Raw genomic sequence first — 18,854 nt, forward strand, 5'->3', positions numbered from 1 at the left:
CGGTGTATCCGGCGTGGCGGGCGGCGAAGATCGAACTGGCGCATGCGCTGAGATACTCGTAACCTTTAGACCGCCTTCGCGAGCAGGCTCGCTCCCACGGTTGGAATGCATTTCCCTGTGGGAGCGAGCCTGCTCGCGAAGGGGCCGGACCTGCTGGCCTCAGTTCTGCTTCGGTAACTGGATCACAAACCGCGTAAACCCCGCCTCCGATTCGCAATGAATCGTCCCGCCATGTGCCCGCACGATCGACTGAGTAATCGCCAGACCCAACCCCGCATGCTCACTGCTGCCTTCCTGCCGCGCCGGATCCGCTCGATAGAAGCGGTCAAACAGACGTGGCAGTAATTGCGCTGAAACCCCCTCGCCACTGTTTTCGACGCAGACGCGTACGATCTCCCCCTCGTCGACGATGCTCAAGCGCACATAACCCTCGGCCGGGGTAAACCGCAGCGCGTTATCCAGCAGATTCGACAAGGCCCGGCGCAACATGCCGCGATCACCTTCGATTCGCGCCTCGCCTTCACGGCTCAAACTCACGCCGGCGTCTTCCGCCAATGGCGCAAAAAACTCCAGCAGCATGTCAGCTTCATCCGCCAGTTCCAGCGGTTCGCGCTTGGGCATCAGCAAGCCGTGGTCAGCCTTGGCCAGGTAGAGCATGTCGTTGACCAGTTGCGCCATCCATTGCAGTTCTTCGAGGTTGCTGTGCAGCGCTTCGCGGTAATCCTCCAGTGCGCGTGGGCGGGTGAGGGTGACCTGGGTGTGGGTCAGCAGATTCGACAACGGTGTGCGCAGTTCATGGGCGATGTCGGCGGAGAACGCCGAGAGGCGCTGAAACGAGTCGTCGAGGCGTTCGAGCATGGCGTTGAAGCTGTAGGCCATTTCCGCAAGCTCTGGTGGCATCTTCTCTTCAGGCAGGCGGGCATTCAGCGATTGCGCAGAAATCCCACGTGCCACCGCGCTCATCCGCCGCAACGGGCGCAGACCGCTGCGCGCCGCCCAGGCCCCGAGCAGGGCGGTAGCCAGCGCTGACAGGCCGACGGTCAGCCAGATCAGATGCTGCATGCGCGTAAGAAAATGCTGGTGATGGGTGATGTCCAGCAGCAGCGTCAGTTGTGGCGAATCCGCTGCGTCCGGGTAGAGCGGGGCGCGCAGCACGCGGTAATCGGTGCCGTCATGGCTGATGGTCGACAGGCCGGTTTGCAGCGGCAGATTCTTCGGAATCTGCACCGAGCTGTCATACCAGTGTTGTCCGTCGCCACTGGTGATGCGCAACGACAGATCGGCCTGACGGCTGAGTTCATCGGCCAGCCGCGCCTCGCGCTGGGCAGGTTGGAGATCCTGCAAGGCGCGGCGCAGGCCGATCAGTTTCGTCTCCAGTTGTTGCTGATCGAGTTCGATGAAGTGCGCCTCGCTGGCGCGGTCGAACAGTACCCCGGCGAACAGCGAGACCACCGCAGTGCAGGCGGCAAACAACAGCGCCAGGCGCGTGCTCAAGGACCAACGACGCATCACAGCGAACGCTCTTCGAGCACGTAACCCATGCCGCGCACGGTGTGGATCAACTTGTTGGGGAAGTCATCGTCGATCTTCAGGCGCAAACGGCGGATCGCCACTTCGATGACGTTGGTGTCGCTGTCGAAATTCATGTCCCAGACCTGCGAGGCGATCAGCGATTTGGGCAGGACTTCACCCTGACGGCGCAGGAGCATTTCCAGCAGGGCGAATTCCTTGGCGGTCAGGTCGATGCGCTGGCCGCTGCGTTCGACCCGGCGGCGGATCAGATCCAGGCGCAGATCGGCCAGTTGCAAGCTGGTTTCCTGGGCGATCGCGCTACCGCGCCGCAACAGGCTGCGCACCCGCGCGAGCAATTCGGAGAAGGCGAATGGCTTGACCAGATAATCGTCGGCGCCCAGTTCGAGGCCGTGAACCCTGTCTTCCACCGCGTCTTTGGCGGTGAGAAAAAGTACCGGCGTGTCGAGGCCGGCGCTGCGCACCGCTTGGAGAATCTGCCAGCCACTGCGCCCGGGCAGCATTACATCGAGGATCAACAGCGCGTAGTCGCCGCTCAAGGCCAATTGCTGGCCGCTGATTCCGTCGGCCACCAGTTCGGTATTGAATCCGGCCTCGGTCAGGCCCTGACGCAGGTACTGGCCGGTTTTCGCTTGGTCTTCGACGATCAACAGTTTCATGGGCGACTCGGGCGGGGTTGGTATTTAGAAGGGCGAGGGCGTTATACCGTGAGATCCGGCGATGAGCGCCAAGCTGACAAAGTTGTAATCTGCCTGTCAGGTCGATGCCAGCCCTGGGTGGTTAGAGTTTCCCACAGGCTGAACCTTCTCTTGTTGGAGTACGACCATGTTTTTGCGCACCTCCCTGAAAATAGCCGCCTGTCTGCTGGCATTGAGTACGCCAGCCTGGGCGACACCGGTGCACACCTTCGCCTTCGGCCAGCCGGCAGCGGCGAGCCAGGCCACGCGCAGTATCGAAATCGTCATGGGCGACATGAACTTCGACCCGAAAGCCATACAGGTCAAGGCCGGTGAGACCATTCGCTTTGTGCTGGTGAATAAAGGCCAGTTACTGCACGAATTCAACCTCGGTGATGCGGCGATGCATGCCAGTCACCAGCAGGAAATGTTGCAGATGCAGCAAAGCGGCATGCTTACGCCTACCGGCATGAAAGAAATGTCCCACGACATGGCAGGCATGGATCACGCGGCGATGGGCCATGGCATGCAGCATGACGATCCCAACAGCGTGCTGGTCGAGCCGGGCAAAACCGCCGAGTTGACCTGGACCTTCAGCAAGGCCACGGTGCTCGAGTTTGCCTGCAATATCCCCGGGCATTATCAGGCCGGCATGGTCGGCAAACTGACAGTCAGTCAGTAAGCACTCAAAGGCGCGGGCAAAGGCTGGTAGAATCCGCTGATTCTTCAGTCAGGTTTCCGCCATGCATCCCGCAGCCGAACATTCGCCGCTGGGCAAATCCAGCGAATACATCGCCACTTACACGCCGTCCCTGCTGTTCCCGATTCCGCGCACCGCGAAATGGGCCGAGCTGGGCCTGACCGCCGAAACCCTGCCGTATAAAGGCGTGGATTTCTGGAACTGCTTCGAGCTGTCGTGGCTGCTGCCCTCGGGCAAACCGGTGGTGGCGATTGCTGAATTCAGCATCCCGGCGGACTCGCCGAACATCATCGAATCGAAGTCGTTCAAGCTTTACCTCAACTCGCTGAACCAGACCCCGTTCGCCGACGTGGCGACATTGCAAGCGACGCTGGTCAAGGATCTGTCCGCCGCTGCCGGTAAACCGGTGGGCGTTCGGGTTCGCAGTCTGAAGGACGTCGAAGCTGAAGGCGTGGTGGCGTTGCCGGGCGTGTGCATCGACGATCTGGATATCAGCGTGAGCAATTATGAACACCCGCGTCCGGAGCTGCTGCGTTGCGATGATTCGCGGATCGTTGAAGAGAGCGTGCACAGCCACCTGCTCAAATCCAACTGCCCGGTGACCAGCCAGCCGGACTGGGGCAGCGTGGTAGTGGAATATCGCGGCGCCGCGCTGGATCACGCCAGCCTGCTGGAGTACATCGTCAGCTTCCGCCAGCATTCGGATTTCCACGAACAATGCGTGGAGCGGATTTTTCTTGATCTGCAGCGGTTGTTGAAGCCGCAGAAACTCACGGTGTTTGCGCGCTATGTACGCCGGGGTGGGCTGGATATCAACCCGTATCGCAGCACTGAAGAGGTGCAGCTGCCGAATCACCGGCTCGTACGTCAATAAAGATCCTGAATGTGCGATATCCAATGTGGGAGCGAGCCTGCTCGCGAAGGCGGTGTGTCATTCGACGATGATGTCGACTGACACGACGCCTTCGCGAGCAGGCTCGCTCCCACAAGGGCTTGCATGCACATTTTGCAAATGAAAAAGCCCTGCCATCGCTGGCAGGGCTTTTTTGTGCGGCGGGGCGTCAGATGCCCATGCTGCCCAGCGTATTCATGATATTGCGCAGGGTGCCGGCGATCGCCGGGTGTTCGACTTCGAAGCGCTCGACCGCCAGGTTCACGCCGTCGGCGATGCTCGCGTCCTGGGTGGCAGTTTCCAGCTGGATTTCCGATTCGATCTGCGCCATCAGCGCATGCAGATCCTCACGCTCGGCTTCCGACAGCGGTGGATTGTGTTCCAGCTGCTCGCGCAGGGTATCGAGCTGTTTTTGCAGTTCTTGGGCGGGCATGGTGGTTTCCTTTTATCAATAGGCACTGGCATTGACCGCAGCCACGCGCCAAAGGTCTATGGCTGACCTTTAGATTAATCCACTCTTGGTAAACCTGCATGACGCCGATCAGGGCTTTTCGCCTTTGGCGCGGCGCAGGCTGATGTCGGCGAGGCAGGCGTCCAGTTCGCCGAGATGATCGATTACCGAATGCACGCCCAGGCCGAACAATTGCACGGTTGCCTTGCCGCGCAACTTTTCGCGTTCCTTTTGTGACAAAGCCTGCCACTCGCTCGGGCTCAGGCCGCATAGCGAGCCACAGGACGCCAGGCCAATCGTCCATAACCCGGCATTCAGACCGGCCTGTAACAGGCGCGGCTCACCACTGACCAGCACGCAGCCGTCGAGGCGGTCGATGTTCAGATCCATCAACGCTTGCCAGCAGGCGTTGGGGGCGGGCCACGGATTCATTGTTGCTGAATGTTGCGTCGGTTTGATCCAGTCTGGCAGCGAGGAGGCCAGTGGCTGAGCGAGGGCAGGGGGCAATTCGTCGAGCCACGCGCAGGGAATTCCCTGGCGCTGCAAACTTTTCAGGCTATCGAGTGCGCCGGGTGTAGTTTTGGCATGTTCCGGCTGGGCGTTGAACTCTTGCGCGGCGCGGGCACCGAAATCCACCAGGCAACCGCTCAGGCCGAACAGCACGGCAGTCAGGCCGGGCGCGGCGACGGGCAAGGTTTCGGCGTGAGTCATGGCAACGTCCCTGAAATAACGCTCAAGACTAGGGCGCTGGGGTGACAGTTGCATGACAGCCGAGTGTAAGCCTGCGTAGGAAACTTCCTGCATATCCTTGCAGCGGCGCACTGCCCAAATCGCCGTTTACGCTTATACTAGCGGCCTTAATGCCCGGGCCGAGAGGACCGCGCCAGTATCGAATCCAAGGAGTTTTTCTATGCGCTGGAGCCCTTCGCTCACTCAGCTAAGTGTATGTGCCAGCCTGTTGCTGGCGCCGTTCGCCACCCAGGCGGCCACCGAAGAAGACCCTTGGGAAAGCGTCAACCGGCCGATTTTCCAGTTCAACGACTTCGTTGACACTTACGCGCTGAAGCCTTTGGCCCAGGGTTATGAGTTCATCACCCCGCAGTTCGTTGAAGACGGCATTCACAATATGTTCCGCAACGTCGGTGACGTGACCAACCTGGCGAACAACATCCTCCAGGCCAAACCGGCTGCAGCGGGCGTTGATACCGCCCGACTGATTTTCAACACCACCTTCGGTCTGCTCGGCTTCTTCGACGTCGGCACCAAGATGGGCTTGAACCGCAGCGACGAAGACTTCGGTCAGACCCTCGGTTACTGGGGCGTGGGCAGCGGCCCGTACGTGATGCTGCCGCTGATGGGGCCGAGCACCCTGCGTGACGCACCGTCGAAATACGTCGACAGCTTCACCGGCGCGTACCGCTACATCGACCACGTGCCGACACGTAACTCGATCTTCGGCCTGAACATCGTCGACACCCGCGCCAGCCTGCTGTCGAGCGAAAAGCTGATCAGCGGCGACAAATACACCTTCATCCGCAATGCTTACCTGCAGAACCGCGAGTTCAAGGTGAAGGACGGTCAGGTCGAAGACGATTTCTGATTTCGACCGGCGACAGAAAGGCGACCCTCGGGTCGCCTTTTTTGTCCGCGCCAGAGCGTCACCGGCGACTGCCGCTACCTTCCATCGGGTTACCGTTGGAGCGGTTCTTATAACTCCCGGTGATTTGACAAACAAAGTCGTCAAGCGACAATCGGCGCATGCTTGAAACGCTCTGCGGATGGGAGTACCGTCTGCGCCTTAGAAGGGCACCTCTGTTTAAAACCGCGCGCCAGGCGAATGCTTGAAAGCGCTGCAACAGAGAGGCTAGAAAGCGAATCCAGTAGTCTGCGCAGGGCCGATGCCCCGCTCACTACGCCAACCTAATTCTGGCGCCGTTTGCCCACATGCCAAAAACCAGTGCCACGCTGCTGATAATCGATGATGACGAGGTAGTGCGCGCGAGCCTCGCGGCCTATCTGGAAGACAGTGGTTTCAGCGTCCTGCAGGCCGGCAACGGTCAACAGGGTCTTCAGGTATTCGAGCAAGACGAGCCCGATCTGGTCATCTGCGATCTGCGCATGCCGCAGATGGGCGGTCTCGAACTGATCCGTCAGGTCACCGAGCGCTCACCCGATACGCCGGTGATCGTGGTCTCGGGTGCCGGGGTGATGAACGACGCGGTCGAGGCCCTGCGCCTGGGCGCGGCGGATTACCTGATCAAGCCTCTCGAAGATCTGGCTGTGCTCGAGCACTCCGTGCGCCGGGCCCTGGATCGTGCGCGGCTGCTGGTGGAAAACCAGCGCTACAGCGAGAAGCTGGAAAAGGCCAACCGCGAGCTCGAAGCCAGCCTGAACCTGCTCCAGGAAGACCAGAACGCCGGTCGCCAGGTGCAGATGAACATGCTGCCGGAAAGCCCGTGGAGCATTGACGAATTCAATTTTGCCCATCAGATCATCCCGTCGCTGTACCTGTCGGGTGATTTTGTCGACTATTTCCGCGTTGACGAGCGCCGGGTCGCGTTTTATCTGGCGGATGTTTCCGGGCATGGCGCGTCATCAGCCTTCGTCACCGTGCTGCTGAAGTTCATGACCACGCGTTTGCTCTTCGAATCGAAACGCAGCGGTACCTTGCCGGAGTTCAAGCCTTCGGAAGTGCTCGGTCATATCAACCGGGGGCTGATCAGTTGTAAGCTGGGTAAACACGTCACAATGGTCGGTGGAGTCATCGACGAGGAGACCGGTTTGTTGACCTATAGCATTGGCGGCCATCTGCCTTTGCCTGTGTTGTACACGCCTGACAGTGTTCGTTATCTCGAAGGCCGTGGCCTGCCGGTGGGGCTTTTCAATGAAGCCACCTACGAAGACCACGTGCTTGAGCTGCCGCCGACGTTCAGCCTGACGCTGATGTCTGATGGCATTCTGGACCTTTTGCCGGAAGCAACGCTCAAAGAAAAAGAGGCTGCTTTGCCCGAACGGGTGAAGTCAGCGGGCGGCAGCCTGGATGGTCTGCGGCAAGTGTTTGGTTTGGCCACGCTAGGGGAGATGCCGGATGATATCGCCCTGTTGGTGTTGAGCAGGAATCTTTAATGAGTACCGGTAGAATCCAGTTCGCCGAGCAGGACGGCACCTTCGTCCTGAAGTTCGTCGGTGAAGTCCGCCTGACCCTGTGTTCGGCGTTGGATGCGACTATTGAGAAAATCTTCACCGCGACGAATTTCAACGCGATCGTGATCGATTTGACCGAAACCCGCAGCATCGACAGCACCACCTTGGGCCTGCTGGCCAAACTGTCGATCATGTCGCGGAAGAAGGTCGGCCTGTTGCCGACGGTTGTCACCACCCACGAAGACATCACCCGTCTGCTGCAATCGATGGGCTTCGAGCAGGTGTTCAACATCGTCAACCACCCGGTGCCGTGCCCGGAGTGCCTGGACGACCTGCCGGATCAGGACCAATCCGAAGACGCGGTGCGAATCAAGGTGCTGGAAGCGCACAAGATTCTCATGGGCCTGAACGATTCCAATCGTGAAGCGTTTCATGATCTGGTCAATGCCCTGGAAAGACACTGATCTCGTGAATTGATGGTGTCTGGGCTGGCCTCTTCGCGAGCAAGCTCGCTCCCACAATGGTCGCGTGAAACCTCAAACTTAGGTTCTCCACATACCCTGTGGGAGCGGGCTTGCCCGCGATGGCGTCGGGTCGGTCGATACATTTATCAGTGCAGGCAAAATGAAAAAGGGCGAACCCTCACAGGTTCGCCCTTTTTGCATTTTACAAACTCAAATCACAGCTTGGCCTGGAGCAACGCTTCCAGCTTTTCCTGGTCGCGGGCGAACTGACGGATGCCTTCGGCCAGTTTCTCGGTGGCCATCGCGTCTTCGTTGGACAACCAGCGGAATTGCGCTTCGTTGAGGCTCAGACGCGCTTCACCGGCATTGCCCGGTGCCAGTTTGCGTTCCAGCTTGCCGGTATCGGCGGCCAGCTTCTCCAGCAGTTCCGGGCTGATGGTCAGGCGATCACAGCCAGCCAGTTGTTCGATCTGGTTGATGTTACGGAAGCTCGCGCCCATGACCACGGTCTTGTAGTCGTTGGCCTTGTAGTAGTTGTAGATGCGCGTCACCGACTGTACGCCAGGATCATCGGCGCCGGTGTAGTCGTTGCCGTTGGCCTTCTTGTACCAGTCGTAGATACGGCCCACGAACGGCGAAATCAGGAACACCCCGGCGTCGGCGCAGGCGGCGGCCTGGGCGAAGGAGAACAGCAGGGTCAGGTTGGTCTGGATGCCTTCCTTCTCGAGGATCTCGGCGGCGCGGATGCCTTCCCAGGTCGAGGCGATCTTGATCAGCACGCGGTCGCGGCCAACGCCGGCCTTGTCGTACAGCTCGATCAGACGATGCGCACGCTTGAGGATCGCATCCTGGTCGAAGGACAGGCGCGCATCGACTTCGGTGGAGATGCGGCCCGGAACCACGTTGAGAATTTCCTTGCCCACTGCGACGCCGAAACGGTCGCTGGCCAGGCCGACATCGCCCTTGCAGTCGCGAACGCAATCGTTCAGCAGTTCGGCGTAACCGTGAATGGCCGAAGCCTTGAGCAGCAGGGAAGGGTTGGTGGTGGCATCGGTCGGTTTGACTCGGGCGATCGCTTCGAAGTCGCCGGTGTCGGCAACCACGGTGGTGAACTGTTTGAGTTGTTCCAGCTTGGAAGTCATGGGCGTGCTCTATCCTATGGGTCTGAAGACATTACCCGAGCGCTGACGGGCACTCAAGGGTGCATTCGTGGATCGATGGCCCCTGCGGCAACAACCTGAAAACGATTGTTTGAAAGGTGGGGCGCGGTGTCGCTGAATACGATGCCAAAACAGCCCACAGGTTCAAAGCAACCGACCTGTGAACAGACCGGTTGCCCAATGCCTACTCAGCGTTCAACAGACCTTCTACCGACAAGCGCGCCGGTTTTGGCTGGCCGTCAGAGGTGAGAAAGCCGAAGTTCTTCTCGCGATCGTTGCTGCCGGAATCACTGTTCCGCCATTCATAGATAGAGGTCAGGGGAATACTCAGGCGTTTAACGTCGGTAATAAACGCGTTGATCTTGGTCGCTTGCCCCTCAGGACCACCGTTGGAGGCGAGGGCCGAAACCCCCCATTCACTGATGACCCCCGGCAGATTGAAGTTCTGCTGGATGAAGGTCTGTGCGTTGCTGATCTGCGTGGCGGTCATCCCGTAAGGGTGATAGGACACGGCGTTCAGGCACTTGGGGTAATCGCTGACGATACTTTTCATCGCCACCGTCGACGCCGAGCCCGCGCTTGGCGGCCGGGCGAAGCCGAAACCGACCCGTGGCGTCGTCTGCGGCTGACCTTCGAAGGCCTTGCACATGCCGGCCATGAACGGCACGAAGGTGGTATCGAAATTGCGCGTCGGCCAATAGGTTTCCAGGTCCGGCTCGTTCCAGATTTCGATCGCCACCAATTGCGAACTCCAGGATTTTTCCAGCCCGGTCACGGTGTTGGCGAACTTACTGCCGGCGGCGTTCAGCTCCTCGGGCGACGTGGCCGGCAATGCCTTGATCGCGCGCACCGTCAGCAGCACCGGCAGGCCGGCGGAAGCGGCGGCGGCGAAGGCGTCGCTGACCTGTTTCTGATACGTCTTGGCGGTGAGGCTGTCGCTCCACACACCGAAGCGCACAAAGCTGAAGCCGGCGGCCTTGATTTGTGCGGCATCGGCGGCGGTGAAGCTCTGGATTTTCACCTGCACGCCGATGGTTTTTGCTGGAAGGTTGGGGAACAGCTCACTGGCGTGAACCTGGCTGGTGGCGCCGAGCGCCATCAGGGCGAGGGCGGCGAGTTTATTGCGCTGTGCTGTTTTCATGTCTGCTCTCCTGAAGAGAATGACAACTACGAATATTTGTCCCGTTACTCAATTTCCGATAACGGTGATGGCACTAAGTGCGCGAATGTTATTTTTTGTCAGGAAAACAGCAACTGAAAATCACAGTTATTTTTAGTCCGCTAATTGTGGTTGGGGCGGATTAAAACGCTGTGGTACTTAATGTTCCTGTACTAACAGGGCGAAGCTATTTCTGAGTGCAGGAAAGTCGTGAGGGTTCATTAACTTTCACGGCATGTTGGCTGTTTGATATTACACAGGAAAGCAAGACTTGTTCAAAAAGATCCTCGTTGTCTGCGTGGGCAATATATGCCGAAGTCCGACGGCTGAACTGCTGCTGCGCAACGCGCTGGGCCAGTCCGCTATCACCGTGTCCTCAGCCGGCCTGTCCGCCCGCGTGGGCGAGGGCGTGGAAGCCTCGGCGCGCCAGGTTCTCGAAGAGCACGGGCATTGCGCGGAGGCTTTCAAGGCGCGGCAACTGACCTCGGACATCGTCAATGACTCGGACCTGATCCTGGTCATGGAAAAAGCCCACGTCAATCAAGTGCTGAAGATTGCCTCGCACGCCCGAGGCAAAGTGTTTCTGCTCGGTAAATGGCAGAGCGAGCGCGAAATACATGATCCGTATCGTCAAGGCAAAGCCGCGTTTATTCATGCCCACGCATTGATTGAAGATGCTGTTAGTTCATGGGCGAAGCGTCTCGGGCATTGATGAATATTCTTCAGAACAGTAAATGGTAAGAACAGACTTATGCAGTTACCGTCCGTAATCGGCACCCGCGACAATGATCAAGACAGTATTGATCTGCTCGGCATCTTCGGCAGCCTGATCGACCAGAAGTGGCTGATCGGCGCGCTGACCGGTGCCTTCATGGTCACCGGCGTCGCCTATGCGGTTCTGGCAACGCCCGTGTACCTGGCGAACGCGCTGGTGCAGGTCGAACCGAAAAAGAACGACATGCTCGGTTTCTCCGACCTCAACAGCATGCTCGGCGGGCAATCGCCGTCGGTGACCGAAATCGGCATCATCAAATCCCGCGCGGTGATCGGCAAAACCGTTGACGACCTGCGCCTGGATATCGACGTCACCCCCAACACGTTCCCGTTGATCGGCGGCTTTCTTTCGCGGCGTTATCGCGGAGACAGCGAGACCAGCGTCGCGCCGCCGCGTTTCGGTTTGAACAGTTATGCCTGGGGCGGCGAACGTCTGGAATTCACTCGGCTGCAATTGCCGAAAGATTTGCTCGGCAAGAAACTCACCCTGATCGCCGGCGAGCAGCAGCGCTTTGAGCTGTTCGATGAAAACGACAATCTGCTCGCCGAAGGCGTCGCCGGCGAAGCGTTTGCCAATGACGGTGTAGAAGGGCAGATCGCGCACTTGTCGGCCAACCCCGGCACGCGTTTTCAGGTGGTGCGCAATCCACGCATCGTGACTATCCAGGGCTATCAGGACGCGCTGGATATCTCCGAACAGGGCAAAGAGTCGGGGATCATTCGTCTGGCGCTGGCCAGCTCGGACGCGGCCGAGGCGGTGAAGATCCTCAACAAGATCGCCTCGCTCTACGTCGAGCAAAACGTACGGCGCACTTCGGCGGAAGCCGCGCAGAGCCTCGCATTTCTGCAAAGCCAGTTGCCCCAGGTCAAGCGTGATCTGGCCAAGGCCAGCGACGCCTTGAATGCCTACCAGACCCACGGCAAGACCGTGAACATCTCGCTGGAAACCCAGTCGGTGCTGGGTCAGTCGGTGGCGCTGGAAACGCGCATCTCCGAGCTGAAAATGCAGCAGGCCGAACTTGATCGCAAGTTCACCAAACAGCACCCGGCCTATCGCGCCTTGATGACGCAGATCGGCGAGCTGACCCAGCAGCAGAAATCCCTCGAAGGCAAGGTTCAGGACTTGCCGGCCACCCAGCAGGAATTGCTCAACCTGACCCGCGACGTCGAGGTGGCTTCGCAGATCTACACGCAGTTGCTGAACAAATCCCAAGAACTCGACATCGTCCGCGCCGGGGCCGTCGGCAACGTGCGCCTGATCGACACTGCCGATGTCGACCTGACCAATCCGATCAAACCCAAAAAACCACTGATCGTGCTGATCGCGACATTGCTCGGCGCGTTTGTCGGCGTGGCCCTGGTGCTGCTGCGCAAATCCCTCAGCCGAGGCCTTGAAGGCCCGGAGGGCATCGAGCAGTTGGGCCTGCCGGTTTATGCGTCGATTCCCTACAGCGCCTTGCAGGAAGAAGAGGACAACAAAAAGGGCCGCGCCCGCGACGGCGTCGACAAGCCTGCGTACCTGCTGGCGCTGCGCAACCCGACCGATCTGTCGATCGAATCGATCCGCAGCCTGCGCACCTGCCTGCATTTTGCCGGGCTCGATTCGACCAACAACCGCATCATGATTTCCGGGCCAAGCCCGCAGGTCGGCAAGACCTTTGTTTCGTCCAACCTTGCGGCGGTCATGGCCCTGAGCGGCCAGCGCGTGGTGCTGATCGATGCCGACATGCGCAAAGGGCATCTGCACAAAACCCTCAACACGCCGATCAGTAACGGGCTGTCCGACCTGCTGGTCAAGCGCTGCACCCTTGAACAGGCGATCAACAAAGTCGAAGTCGACAACCTGCATTTCATCAGCCGGGGGCAAGTGCCGCCCAATCCTTCCGAGCTGCTGATGCACGCCAACTTCCGCGAACTGCTGGCAGAACTCAGCGAGCGCTACGACCTGGTGATCATCGACACGCCGCCGCTGTTGGCAGTGACCGATGCCGCCATCGTCGGTCGCGAGGCCGGCATCAGTCTGATCGTCACCCGCTTCGGGGTGAACCCGGCCAAAGAGATCGAACTGACCATTCGCCGCTTCGCCCAGAACGGCATCGAGTTGAAAGGCGCGGTGTTCAACGGCGTCGAGAAGCGTGCGGCCAGCTATTACGGCGGCACTGGCTATTACAACTACGAATACGCGTCCGACAAATCCTGATGGTTGCCGATTGTTCTTTCCTGTTTGAAGTGGGTGAGTTGTGAAAAAAATACTGCACGTGGCAGAGACGATCAAAGGTGGCGTGGCGACGGTGATCCGCACGATCTCGGCATCCCCCGAAGATGACGCAGCGAATTATCAACTGGTCTATCTGGTACCCGAGGATCAGGCCAGGGAGCTGCACGGCATCGCCCCGCAGCAGGTGCGCACCTTTCCACGCAGTGGCCGTAACGTGCCGTCGCTGCTGCGTTTCGCCTGGCGTCTGAGCCAGGTGCTGCTCAAGGAAAAACCCGACGTGGTGCATTTGCACAGCACCTTTTCCGGGGTGATCGGCCGTGTTGTGTGCGTGCTGTTGCGACCATGGCGCAAGCCGAAAATCGTCTACTGCCCGCATGCGTTTTCGTTCCTGATGGAAAGCTCGCCGACCAAGCAGAAGGTCTATGCGTGGATCGAGCGGGTGCTGCAGAAAGTCACCGATGTGATCATCTGCGTCAGCCAGTACGAGCTGGATAAAGCCGCGCGTTTCGGCATCGAGCGCAAGCGCATGAAGCTGATCTACAACGGCATTCACCATAAGGACGACGCACCGAAAAGCGCTGGCGCCGAGCCGATTCATCTGCTGTTCGTCGGGCGTCTGGATTACCAGAAAGGCTTCGACGTGCTGCTCAAGGCCTACGCCAAGGTCAATCGCAACGACCTCAAACTGACGGTGGTTGGCAGTGCGGTCAACGAGGACTCGGTCGAGTGCCCACCGATGGATTCGGTCGAGTACCTGCCGTGGGTGACGCCGAGTGAAGTGCAGGCGCTGTATCAGAAAGCCGATGCGCTGATCGTGCCGAGTCGCTGGGAAGGCTTTGCCATGGTGCCGCTGGAAGGCATGGCCATGGGGCTGCCGGTGATTGCCAGCAACTGCACTTCACTGCCGGAACTGGTCACCAACGAAGTATCCGGCTACGTCTTCCCCTCCGGCGATCACCAGGCGCTGGCCGACGTGTTGACGATCATCCAGAAGCCGCGCCTGCTCGACCTCGGCAACGAAGGCCGGAGCATTGTCCGCGAACGTTTCAGCGCCGCGTTGATGATCCGCCAGACCTACGACCTGTATCACGCTCCCACTTATTAAGTAGAACTCAAGCTTATGAACGTAACGATTTTGCATGGCTACAGTGCGTCCAACTCCGGTGACGGTCTGCTCGTCGATCTGGCCATTGCTCTGGTGCAGCGTAACTTCGGCGAAGACACCGCAATCAGTGTCGTGGCGTCCGACCCTGAGTCGTTCAACTATCTGCCGCACCCGCGTTTCGATGCGCCGGTGATGGCGGCCAAAGGTCTGGGCCGGGTCAAGCAAGCGGTGTTTCTCAATCAGTCCTACGCCGGGCTCGCCGATCTGCTGAAGAAGACCGATCTGATCGTCGGCGTTGGCGGCGGTTACATGCGTTCGAAAAGCGCCTTCGAGCACATCAAGCTGAAGCTCGGCCATGCCAAGCAACTGGAAACCGCGATTCTCAGCAAAGTGCCGTCGGTTTACCTGCCGCAGAGCATCGGCCCGTTCCACGGTGAGAGCAGCAAGATCGTTGAACACTACGCCAGCGCCGATGCGGTGTTCGTGCGGGACAACCGTTCCTCGGCCATCTTTGATGCTTGCGAAAACGTCTACCGCGCGCCGGATCTGGCGGTGCAGTCGCTGGCGAGCAAGATTCTGCAGCAACCGAAATTCACCCGCTGCGCCGCCTCGCCGGCGACGGTGTGCGTGGTGCTGCGCAAGCCGCCGGAGTGGAGCAAAGAGAAGAAGGTCGCTTACGTGGCCAATCTGAAACTGCTGCTGCAGCGTCTGAAGAACAAAAGCAAAGTGGTCTGCGCCGTGCAAAGCGCCGTACGTGGCAACGATGACAGCGCGTTCTACCGCGAGCTGGGCATCAACGAAGATCTGCTGTCGCTGAAGGCAACCATCGCCAAATACCAACCGGACCTGGTGATCTCGGTGCGTCTGCACGGCGCCATCGAATCGCTGCTCTCCGGCGTGCCGGCGTATCACATCAGCTACGAGCGCAAAGGCTTTGGCGCCTATCAGGACATGGGCGTCGAGGACTGGGTGATCAACGGCGGCGATATCGACGTCGACACCATCATCAACACCGTTTACGCGCCCAATGCCTTGGCGGATTTCGGCAAGCGCCTGACCGACACTTGCCGCGAGATCGAAGCGAAAACCGTGGCCATGGACGAAATCATCAAGGGTGTCGTTCGATGATATTTCGGCTGTTGCTTCGCGGCGGAGCCTTGGGCGCGAAGTTCTTGCTGGTGTTGGCCATCACCCATTACCTCGGTTACGAGGCGCTGGGTTTTTACGGTGTGGTGGTCGCGGCGTCGCTGATCGCTTCGAAGTTCTACAGCGTCGGCTTCAGTTCCGAAATCAACCGGCTGATCAGCGTCGGCGGCAGTTCGCGGCGGGTGGTCGACAAGGTTTTGCTGCTGTATCTGGCGGTGGGGCTGTTGTTGTCGGTGCTGACCGTGCTGGTCTATTCGCTGTTTCAGTCGGTGGAAGCGACCGCCACGTTGATCCTGTGCGTGATCCTGGTGTTGCTCACCGAGCACCTGTCGTTCGAAATCAATTCCTTCGTGTTTTCCGCCCAGAGAGCCACCGCCGGAGCTCTGCTGTTCTTCATCAAGACTGGCCTGTGGGCGGTGTTGGCGGTGGGCGGCATGGTGCTCGGCTGGGTCGCGGGCATCGCCAGTGTGTTGTGGCTGTGGGTCGCCGCCAACGTGCTGGTGATCGTCGCCGGTTATTGGATCGTGGTGAACGTGCACAAGGGCCGCGAAGCCGCGCCGCTGGATACCGCGACGGTGTGGAAGGCCGGGTTGCCGTTCTATCTCGGCACCGGTCTGATCGCCCTGAGTCAGTACGCCGAGCGCTTTCTGATCATCGACCTGGAGCCCTACGCCAGCCTCGGTAAATATGTGTACGCGTGGTCGGCGGCGAACACTTTGCAGGCGTTGTCGTATGCGGTGGTGGCGGTGGTCGGCATTCCGGTGCTGGCCAAGCGTTTCCAGGCCGATCAGCAGGCATTCACGGTCAAGCAACTGTTCGTCAACAAATGGGTGATGCGCTCGCTAGTGGTCTCCGCCGTTGTGGCCGTGGCGATCTATGTGTTTTTCAATGTGCTGCTCGATTACGTCGCCAGCAGCGTGCCGCGTCCCGATAACGCGCTACTCGCGGTGCTGATCTTTTCCTTCGCTTTGCGGGCGATTGGCGACATTGTCTGGGGCGGTTTGATTGCCTCGAAAAACAGCCGGGTGTCGCTGGCCAGCGCGGCGCTCTGCCTGCTGATTTCAGTGCCGGTCAGCTATGTGCTGATCAAGCATTACTCGATCTACGGCGCGGCGTGGGGCAACGTTTTCGCCATCGTCGTGCAGCTCAGTGTGATTGCCGTGTTGACCCGTGTGACCGGCGCAAAGAAGGCTGCGCTGTCATGGGCCTGAAATTGCCGCGCATCGAGTTTCGTGGGCGCAAATTCGATTCGTCGATTTCCTTTCTGATCCTGTTCACCGGGCTGTTTCTGTCAGTGGCAATGCCGTTGCTAGTGCCGCGTGATCCGGGGCCGGATGCGATGACCTTGTGGTCGTCGTATGCGCGTGCCGACAACTGCAATTTCTGGAATCCGTTCTCACCGGATCGCTCGTCCTACGAATGTTCGGCGTTCCTGCTGCGGCCCACAGGGATCAACCTGACCAATGCCTGGGCCTACGGCATGTTCTGCAATTTCTTCCTCACCGCAATTCCGGTGGTGGTGTTTCGGCGCATGCCGCTGACCATTTTCGGCACCCTGTGCCTTTGGGGCATCGTGCGCTCGTTTTTCCTCGAGAACCTGACCAAGGAAATCATCGTGTCGGTGGCGGTGTTGAGCATTCTGCTCAGCGCATTGACGCGCAAATATCGCGGCGGTTTTTTTCTTTCGGCGGTGATTTACGGCGTGTTGATCCGGCCGTACTGGATTCTGTTTTCGCTGTCGTGGGTCGGCGTCTGCGTGATGAAAAAGTACGTCTCGCGCTTCACCTTCTTTCTGATGCTGTTCCTGTTTTATCTGGCGGTGGCCATGGCCATTCAGCTGGCGCTGGGCTTTCCGGTGTCATCGATCCGGGCGAGCAACAACGAGCTGCGCACGGCGGGCGAGGAAGGCTCGAAGTCGCTGATCGTCTCGTGGCTCAGCGGCAGTGACTTCGTTTCCCAGGCACTGGATTCGATGATCATTTTCTTCCGCCTGTCGTTCCCGGTTGAGCTGATTCTGCTGTCCGGGCCGGGGCAGGTGATCTTCGTTGCGCTGATGATCATGACCGCGCTGCTGCTGTTCAAAGTCATCACTTCGACCGACTACAAGGGCGCGCCGATCCAGACCAAACCCAAGGAACTGATCGCGATTCCGCTGGCGTTTCTGTTGGTGCAAGGCTTGTTCGAGCCGGACTTCGGCTCCTTCGCCCGCCACTTCTCGATGGTCGTGCCGGTGTTGTTCGTCGGCCTGGGCTTGATGCTGCGCGCGAACAAACCGGTGCAGGTCGAATCAAGAATTCTCACTTAAGGCAGGTGCTCTATGTCGAGCAAGAAAAAATCCCTGGAGATCGAAACCCTGCGCGGCCTGGCGTGCCTGCTGCTGGTTCTCTATCACGTCATCGGCCCGCTGGGCGGCGGCTTGAAGATCGACATCGGCTCGCCGTTCCGGGTCATCGCCGACTCGATGGTGTACGTGCGCATGCCGCTGTTCACGTTCATCTCCGGCTACATCTATTCGATCTACAAGATTCGCGGCAATGACTTTTCCGCCTTCTTCGTCGGCAAGGTGCGCCGGTTGATCGTGCCGCTGTTCTGTGTCGGCGTGCCGTTCTCGGTGCTGCAAGCGGTGGGGCCGGGGGTGAACAAGGACGTCGGCGTGATCGACGCGTTGTTGTCGTTCTGGGTGCCGATCAACCACTTCTGGTTCCTGCAGGCGGTGTTCAGCATTTTCATCTTCGTCGGCCTGCTGGAATGGCGCGGCCTGCTGCGTTCGGCGACGCGGCTGTATGGCTTGTTTGCATTTGCGGCGGTGTTGTTCCTGCTGCCGCCGTTGCCGCTGGATGCGTTCGGTATCAACGGTGCGATTTACCTGCTGCCGTTTTTTGTTGCGGGGATGATCGGTCAGGAAAATGTCGATGTTTTGAAGCAGCGTTTCAAAGTGATCGGGCCGCTGCTGTTTGTGCTGATTTCACTGACGCTGCTGTACGTCGCGGCGATTGATCGTGAGCTGATTGTCGATCGCCGCAGCCTGATTGGCTTGACGGTGGGTTGTGTGTCTTGCATCGCGTTGCTGTCGAGTGACATGCGCTCGAAAGCGCTGACCTGGCTCGGCGGATATTCCTATGCGATTTTCCTTTTCCATGTGCTGTTCGCAGCGACCTCGCGGTTTGTCCTCGGGCGCCTGGGCGTAAAGGATGAGAGTTTGCTGGTGCTCGGTGGTCTGAGTTGTGGATTGCTCGGGCCGGTGCTGTTGGCGATGGTGTTCAGCCGGTTCAATTTCACCTCGGTGCTGTTCCTTGGCGAGCGGGCGGCGAAGAAGAAAGCGCCGGTGATTGTCGCTCCGGTGGTGCAGACGCAGAACAGCTGAAAGCTTCGCGAGCAGGCTCGCTCCCACAGAGGTTGTGTGAATTGCACATGGTCTTTTGTGGGAGCGAGCC

Annotated in this window: 18 protein-coding genes and 1 pseudogene; 12 read left to right on the top strand and 7 right to left on the bottom strand. The window is 59.3% G+C overall.

The window, feature by feature from the left end; translation table 11 throughout:
* Positions 1–159 precede the first annotated feature (159 nt).
* Together QMX86_RS21825 and QMX86_RS21830 are read right to left on the bottom strand one after the other, a co-directional pair.
* Positions 160–1,509, bottom strand: a complete 1,350-nt coding sequence (locus tag QMX86_RS21825) for a heavy metal sensor histidine kinase (protein WP_282387687.1) — start codon at positions 1,507–1,509, stop codon at positions 160–162.
* Entirely contained in the window at positions 1,509–2,189 is a 681-nt protein-coding gene (locus tag QMX86_RS21830; RefSeq protein ID WP_071173049.1) for a heavy metal response regulator transcription factor, read from the bottom strand. Before QMX86_RS21830 ends, QMX86_RS21825 begins: the two co-directional genes overlap by 1 nt.
* A 166-nt stretch (positions 2,190–2,355) precedes the next feature.
* On the opposite strand from QMX86_RS21830, the gene QMX86_RS21835 reads away from it, so the two are divergent.
* Positions 2,356–2,889 carry a cupredoxin family protein gene (locus QMX86_RS21835; RefSeq protein ID WP_282387688.1) on the top strand — a complete coding sequence of 178 codons (534 nt, stop codon included), beginning with the start codon at positions 2,356–2,358 and terminating at the stop codon, positions 2,887–2,889.
* Between the two features lie 61 nt (positions 2,890–2,950).
* Positions 2,951–3,781: an NADPH-dependent 7-cyano-7-deazaguanine reductase QueF gene (queF, locus tag QMX86_RS21840; protein WP_122880639.1), complete on the top strand. Its 831-nt coding sequence runs from the start codon at positions 2,951–2,953 to the stop codon at positions 3,779–3,781.
* A 26-nt stretch (positions 3,782–3,807) separates the two neighbouring features.
* Here queF and QMX86_RS28360 read toward each other — a convergent pair.
* The 3 genes and pseudogenes from QMX86_RS28360 to QMX86_RS21850 form a co-directional block, all read right to left on the bottom strand.
* Positions 3,808–3,912, bottom strand: a pseudogene (locus tag QMX86_RS28360) (metal ABC transporter ATP-binding protein); the annotation flags it as partial.
* Between the two features lie 56 nt (positions 3,913–3,968).
* Positions 3,969–4,232: a DUF4404 family protein gene (locus QMX86_RS21845; protein WP_016775472.1), complete on the bottom strand. Its 264-nt coding sequence runs from the start codon at positions 4,230–4,232 to the stop codon at positions 3,969–3,971.
* Between the two features lie 108 nt (positions 4,233–4,340).
* Positions 4,341–4,961, bottom strand: coding sequence for a phosphatase (locus QMX86_RS21850; RefSeq protein ID WP_071173046.1), 621 nt, complete (start codon positions 4,959–4,961; stop codon positions 4,341–4,343).
* Between the two features lie 199 nt (positions 4,962–5,160).
* On the opposite strand from QMX86_RS21850, the gene QMX86_RS21855 reads away from it, so the two are divergent.
* The 3 genes from QMX86_RS21855 (at position 5,161) to rssC (ending at position 7,858) form a co-directional block, all read left to right on the top strand.
* On the top strand, positions 5,161–5,850 hold the full coding sequence (locus QMX86_RS21855; protein WP_016775470.1) for a VacJ family lipoprotein: 690 nt from the start codon (positions 5,161–5,163) through the stop codon (positions 5,848–5,850).
* 344 nt (positions 5,851–6,194) lie between these two features.
* A complete protein-coding gene (rssB, locus tag QMX86_RS21860) occupies positions 6,195–7,376 on the top strand; it encodes a two-component system response regulator RssB (RefSeq protein WP_016775469.1) in 1,182 nt (393 codons plus the stop codon).
* Positions 7,376–7,858 (top strand): anti-sigma factor antagonist RssC, encoded by a 483-nt coding sequence (gene rssC / locus QMX86_RS21865; RefSeq protein WP_110646768.1) that lies wholly within the window; start codon positions 7,376–7,378, stop codon positions 7,856–7,858. Before rssB ends, rssC begins: the two co-directional genes overlap by 1 nt.
* A 215-nt stretch (positions 7,859–8,073) precedes the next feature.
* Here rssC and tal read toward each other — a convergent pair whose 3' ends face one another.
* Together tal and QMX86_RS21875 are read right to left on the bottom strand one after the other, a co-directional pair.
* Positions 8,074–9,000 (bottom strand): transaldolase, encoded by a 927-nt coding sequence (tal, locus tag QMX86_RS21870; RefSeq protein WP_016775468.1) that lies wholly within the window; start codon positions 8,998–9,000, stop codon positions 8,074–8,076.
* 202 nt (positions 9,001–9,202) lie between these two features.
* The gene (locus QMX86_RS21875) at positions 9,203–10,159 is read right to left on the bottom strand and encodes a cellulase family glycosylhydrolase (protein WP_282386161.1); all 957 of its coding nucleotides are present in this window, start codon (positions 10,157–10,159) and stop codon (positions 9,203–9,205) included.
* A 289-nt stretch (positions 10,160–10,448) separates the two neighbouring features.
* Between QMX86_RS21875 and QMX86_RS21880 the strand changes: the two genes are divergently transcribed.
* From QMX86_RS21880 to QMX86_RS21910, 7 genes are read left to right on the top strand one after another with little or no spacing between them, the layout of a single operon-like run.
* Positions 10,449–10,889, top strand: coding sequence for a low molecular weight protein-tyrosine-phosphatase (locus QMX86_RS21880; RefSeq protein ID WP_073471426.1), 441 nt, complete (start codon positions 10,449–10,451; stop codon positions 10,887–10,889).
* Between the two features lie 39 nt (positions 10,890–10,928).
* A complete protein-coding gene (locus QMX86_RS21885) occupies positions 10,929–13,151 on the top strand; it encodes a polysaccharide biosynthesis tyrosine autokinase (RefSeq protein ID WP_282386158.1) in 2,223 nt (740 codons plus the stop codon).
* 40 nt (positions 13,152–13,191) lie between these two features.
* On the top strand, positions 13,192–14,274 hold the full coding sequence (locus tag QMX86_RS21890; protein ID WP_122603757.1) for a glycosyltransferase: 1,083 nt from the start codon (positions 13,192–13,194) through the stop codon (positions 14,272–14,274).
* A gap of 15 nt (positions 14,275–14,289) precedes the next feature.
* Positions 14,290–15,402: a polysaccharide pyruvyl transferase family protein gene (locus QMX86_RS21895; RefSeq protein ID WP_122508325.1), complete on the top strand. Its 1,113-nt coding sequence runs from the start codon at positions 14,290–14,292 to the stop codon at positions 15,400–15,402.
* Complete coding sequence (locus tag QMX86_RS21900) at positions 15,399–16,631, top strand: oligosaccharide flippase family protein (protein ID WP_348776298.1); 1,233 nt, start codon at positions 15,399–15,401, stop codon at positions 16,629–16,631. The genes QMX86_RS21895 and QMX86_RS21900 overlap by 4 nt, the downstream gene beginning before the upstream one ends.
* Positions 16,622–17,725 (top strand): hypothetical protein, encoded by a 1,104-nt coding sequence (locus QMX86_RS21905; RefSeq protein WP_016775461.1) that lies wholly within the window; start codon positions 16,622–16,624, stop codon positions 17,723–17,725. The genes QMX86_RS21900 and QMX86_RS21905 overlap by 10 nt, the downstream gene beginning before the upstream one ends.
* Positions 17,726–17,737: 12 nt before the next feature.
* On the top strand, positions 17,738–18,784 hold the full coding sequence (locus QMX86_RS21910) for an acyltransferase (protein WP_136493871.1): 1,047 nt from the start codon (positions 17,738–17,740) through the stop codon (positions 18,782–18,784).
* Positions 18,785–18,854: the final 70 nt, after the last annotated feature.

Origin of the sequence: Pseudomonas sp. PS01270 (assembly GCF_029959775.1) — a bacterium.
Taxonomy (GTDB): domain Bacteria; phylum Pseudomonadota; class Gammaproteobacteria; order Pseudomonadales; family Pseudomonadaceae; genus Aquipseudomonas; species Aquipseudomonas atacamensis.

Bases quoted from the DNA above. Each gene is read 5' to 3' on its own strand.
- QMX86_RS21905 (WP_016775461.1), top strand. From the start codon at position 16,622: ATGGGCCTGAAATTGCCGCGCATCGAGTTTCGTGGGCGCAAATTCGAT.
- QMX86_RS21885 (WP_282386158.1), top strand. From the start codon at position 10,929: ATGCAGTTACCGTCCGTAATCGGCACCCGCGACAATGATCAAGACAGT.
- QMX86_RS21855 (WP_016775470.1), top strand. From the start codon at position 5,161: ATGCGCTGGAGCCCTTCGCTCACTCAGCTAAGTGTATGTGCCAGCCTG.
- QMX86_RS21830 (WP_071173049.1), bottom strand. From the start codon at position 2,189: ATGAAACTGTTGATCGTCGAAGACCAAGCGAAAACCGGCCAGTACCTG.
- queF (WP_122880639.1), top strand. From the start codon at position 2,951: ATGCATCCCGCAGCCGAACATTCGCCGCTGGGCAAATCCAGCGAATAC.
- QMX86_RS21835 (WP_282387688.1), top strand. From the start codon at position 2,356: ATGTTTTTGCGCACCTCCCTGAAAATAGCCGCCTGTCTGCTGGCATTG.
- rssC (WP_110646768.1), top strand. From the start codon at position 7,376: ATGAGTACCGGTAGAATCCAGTTCGCCGAGCAGGACGGCACCTTCGTC.
- tal (WP_016775468.1), bottom strand. From the start codon at position 9,000: ATGACTTCCAAGCTGGAACAACTCAAACAGTTCACCACCGTGGTTGCC.
- QMX86_RS21895 (WP_122508325.1), top strand. From the start codon at position 14,290: ATGAACGTAACGATTTTGCATGGCTACAGTGCGTCCAACTCCGGTGAC.
- QMX86_RS21875 (WP_282386161.1), bottom strand. From the start codon at position 10,159: ATGAAAACAGCACAGCGCAATAAACTCGCCGCCCTCGCCCTGATGGCG.
- QMX86_RS21850 (WP_071173046.1), bottom strand. From the start codon at position 4,961: ATGACTCACGCCGAAACCTTGCCCGTCGCCGCGCCCGGCCTGACTGCC.
- QMX86_RS21825 (WP_282387687.1), bottom strand. From the start codon at position 1,509: ATGCGTCGTTGGTCCTTGAGCACGCGCCTGGCGCTGTTGTTTGCCGCC.
- QMX86_RS21910 (WP_136493871.1), top strand. From the start codon at position 17,738: ATGTCGAGCAAGAAAAAATCCCTGGAGATCGAAACCCTGCGCGGCCTG.
- rssB (WP_016775469.1), top strand. From the start codon at position 6,195: ATGCCAAAAACCAGTGCCACGCTGCTGATAATCGATGATGACGAGGTA.
- QMX86_RS21900 (WP_348776298.1), top strand. From the start codon at position 15,399: ATGATATTTCGGCTGTTGCTTCGCGGCGGAGCCTTGGGCGCGAAGTTC.
- QMX86_RS21845 (WP_016775472.1), bottom strand. From the start codon at position 4,232: ATGCCCGCCCAAGAACTGCAAAAACAGCTCGATACCCTGCGCGAGCAG.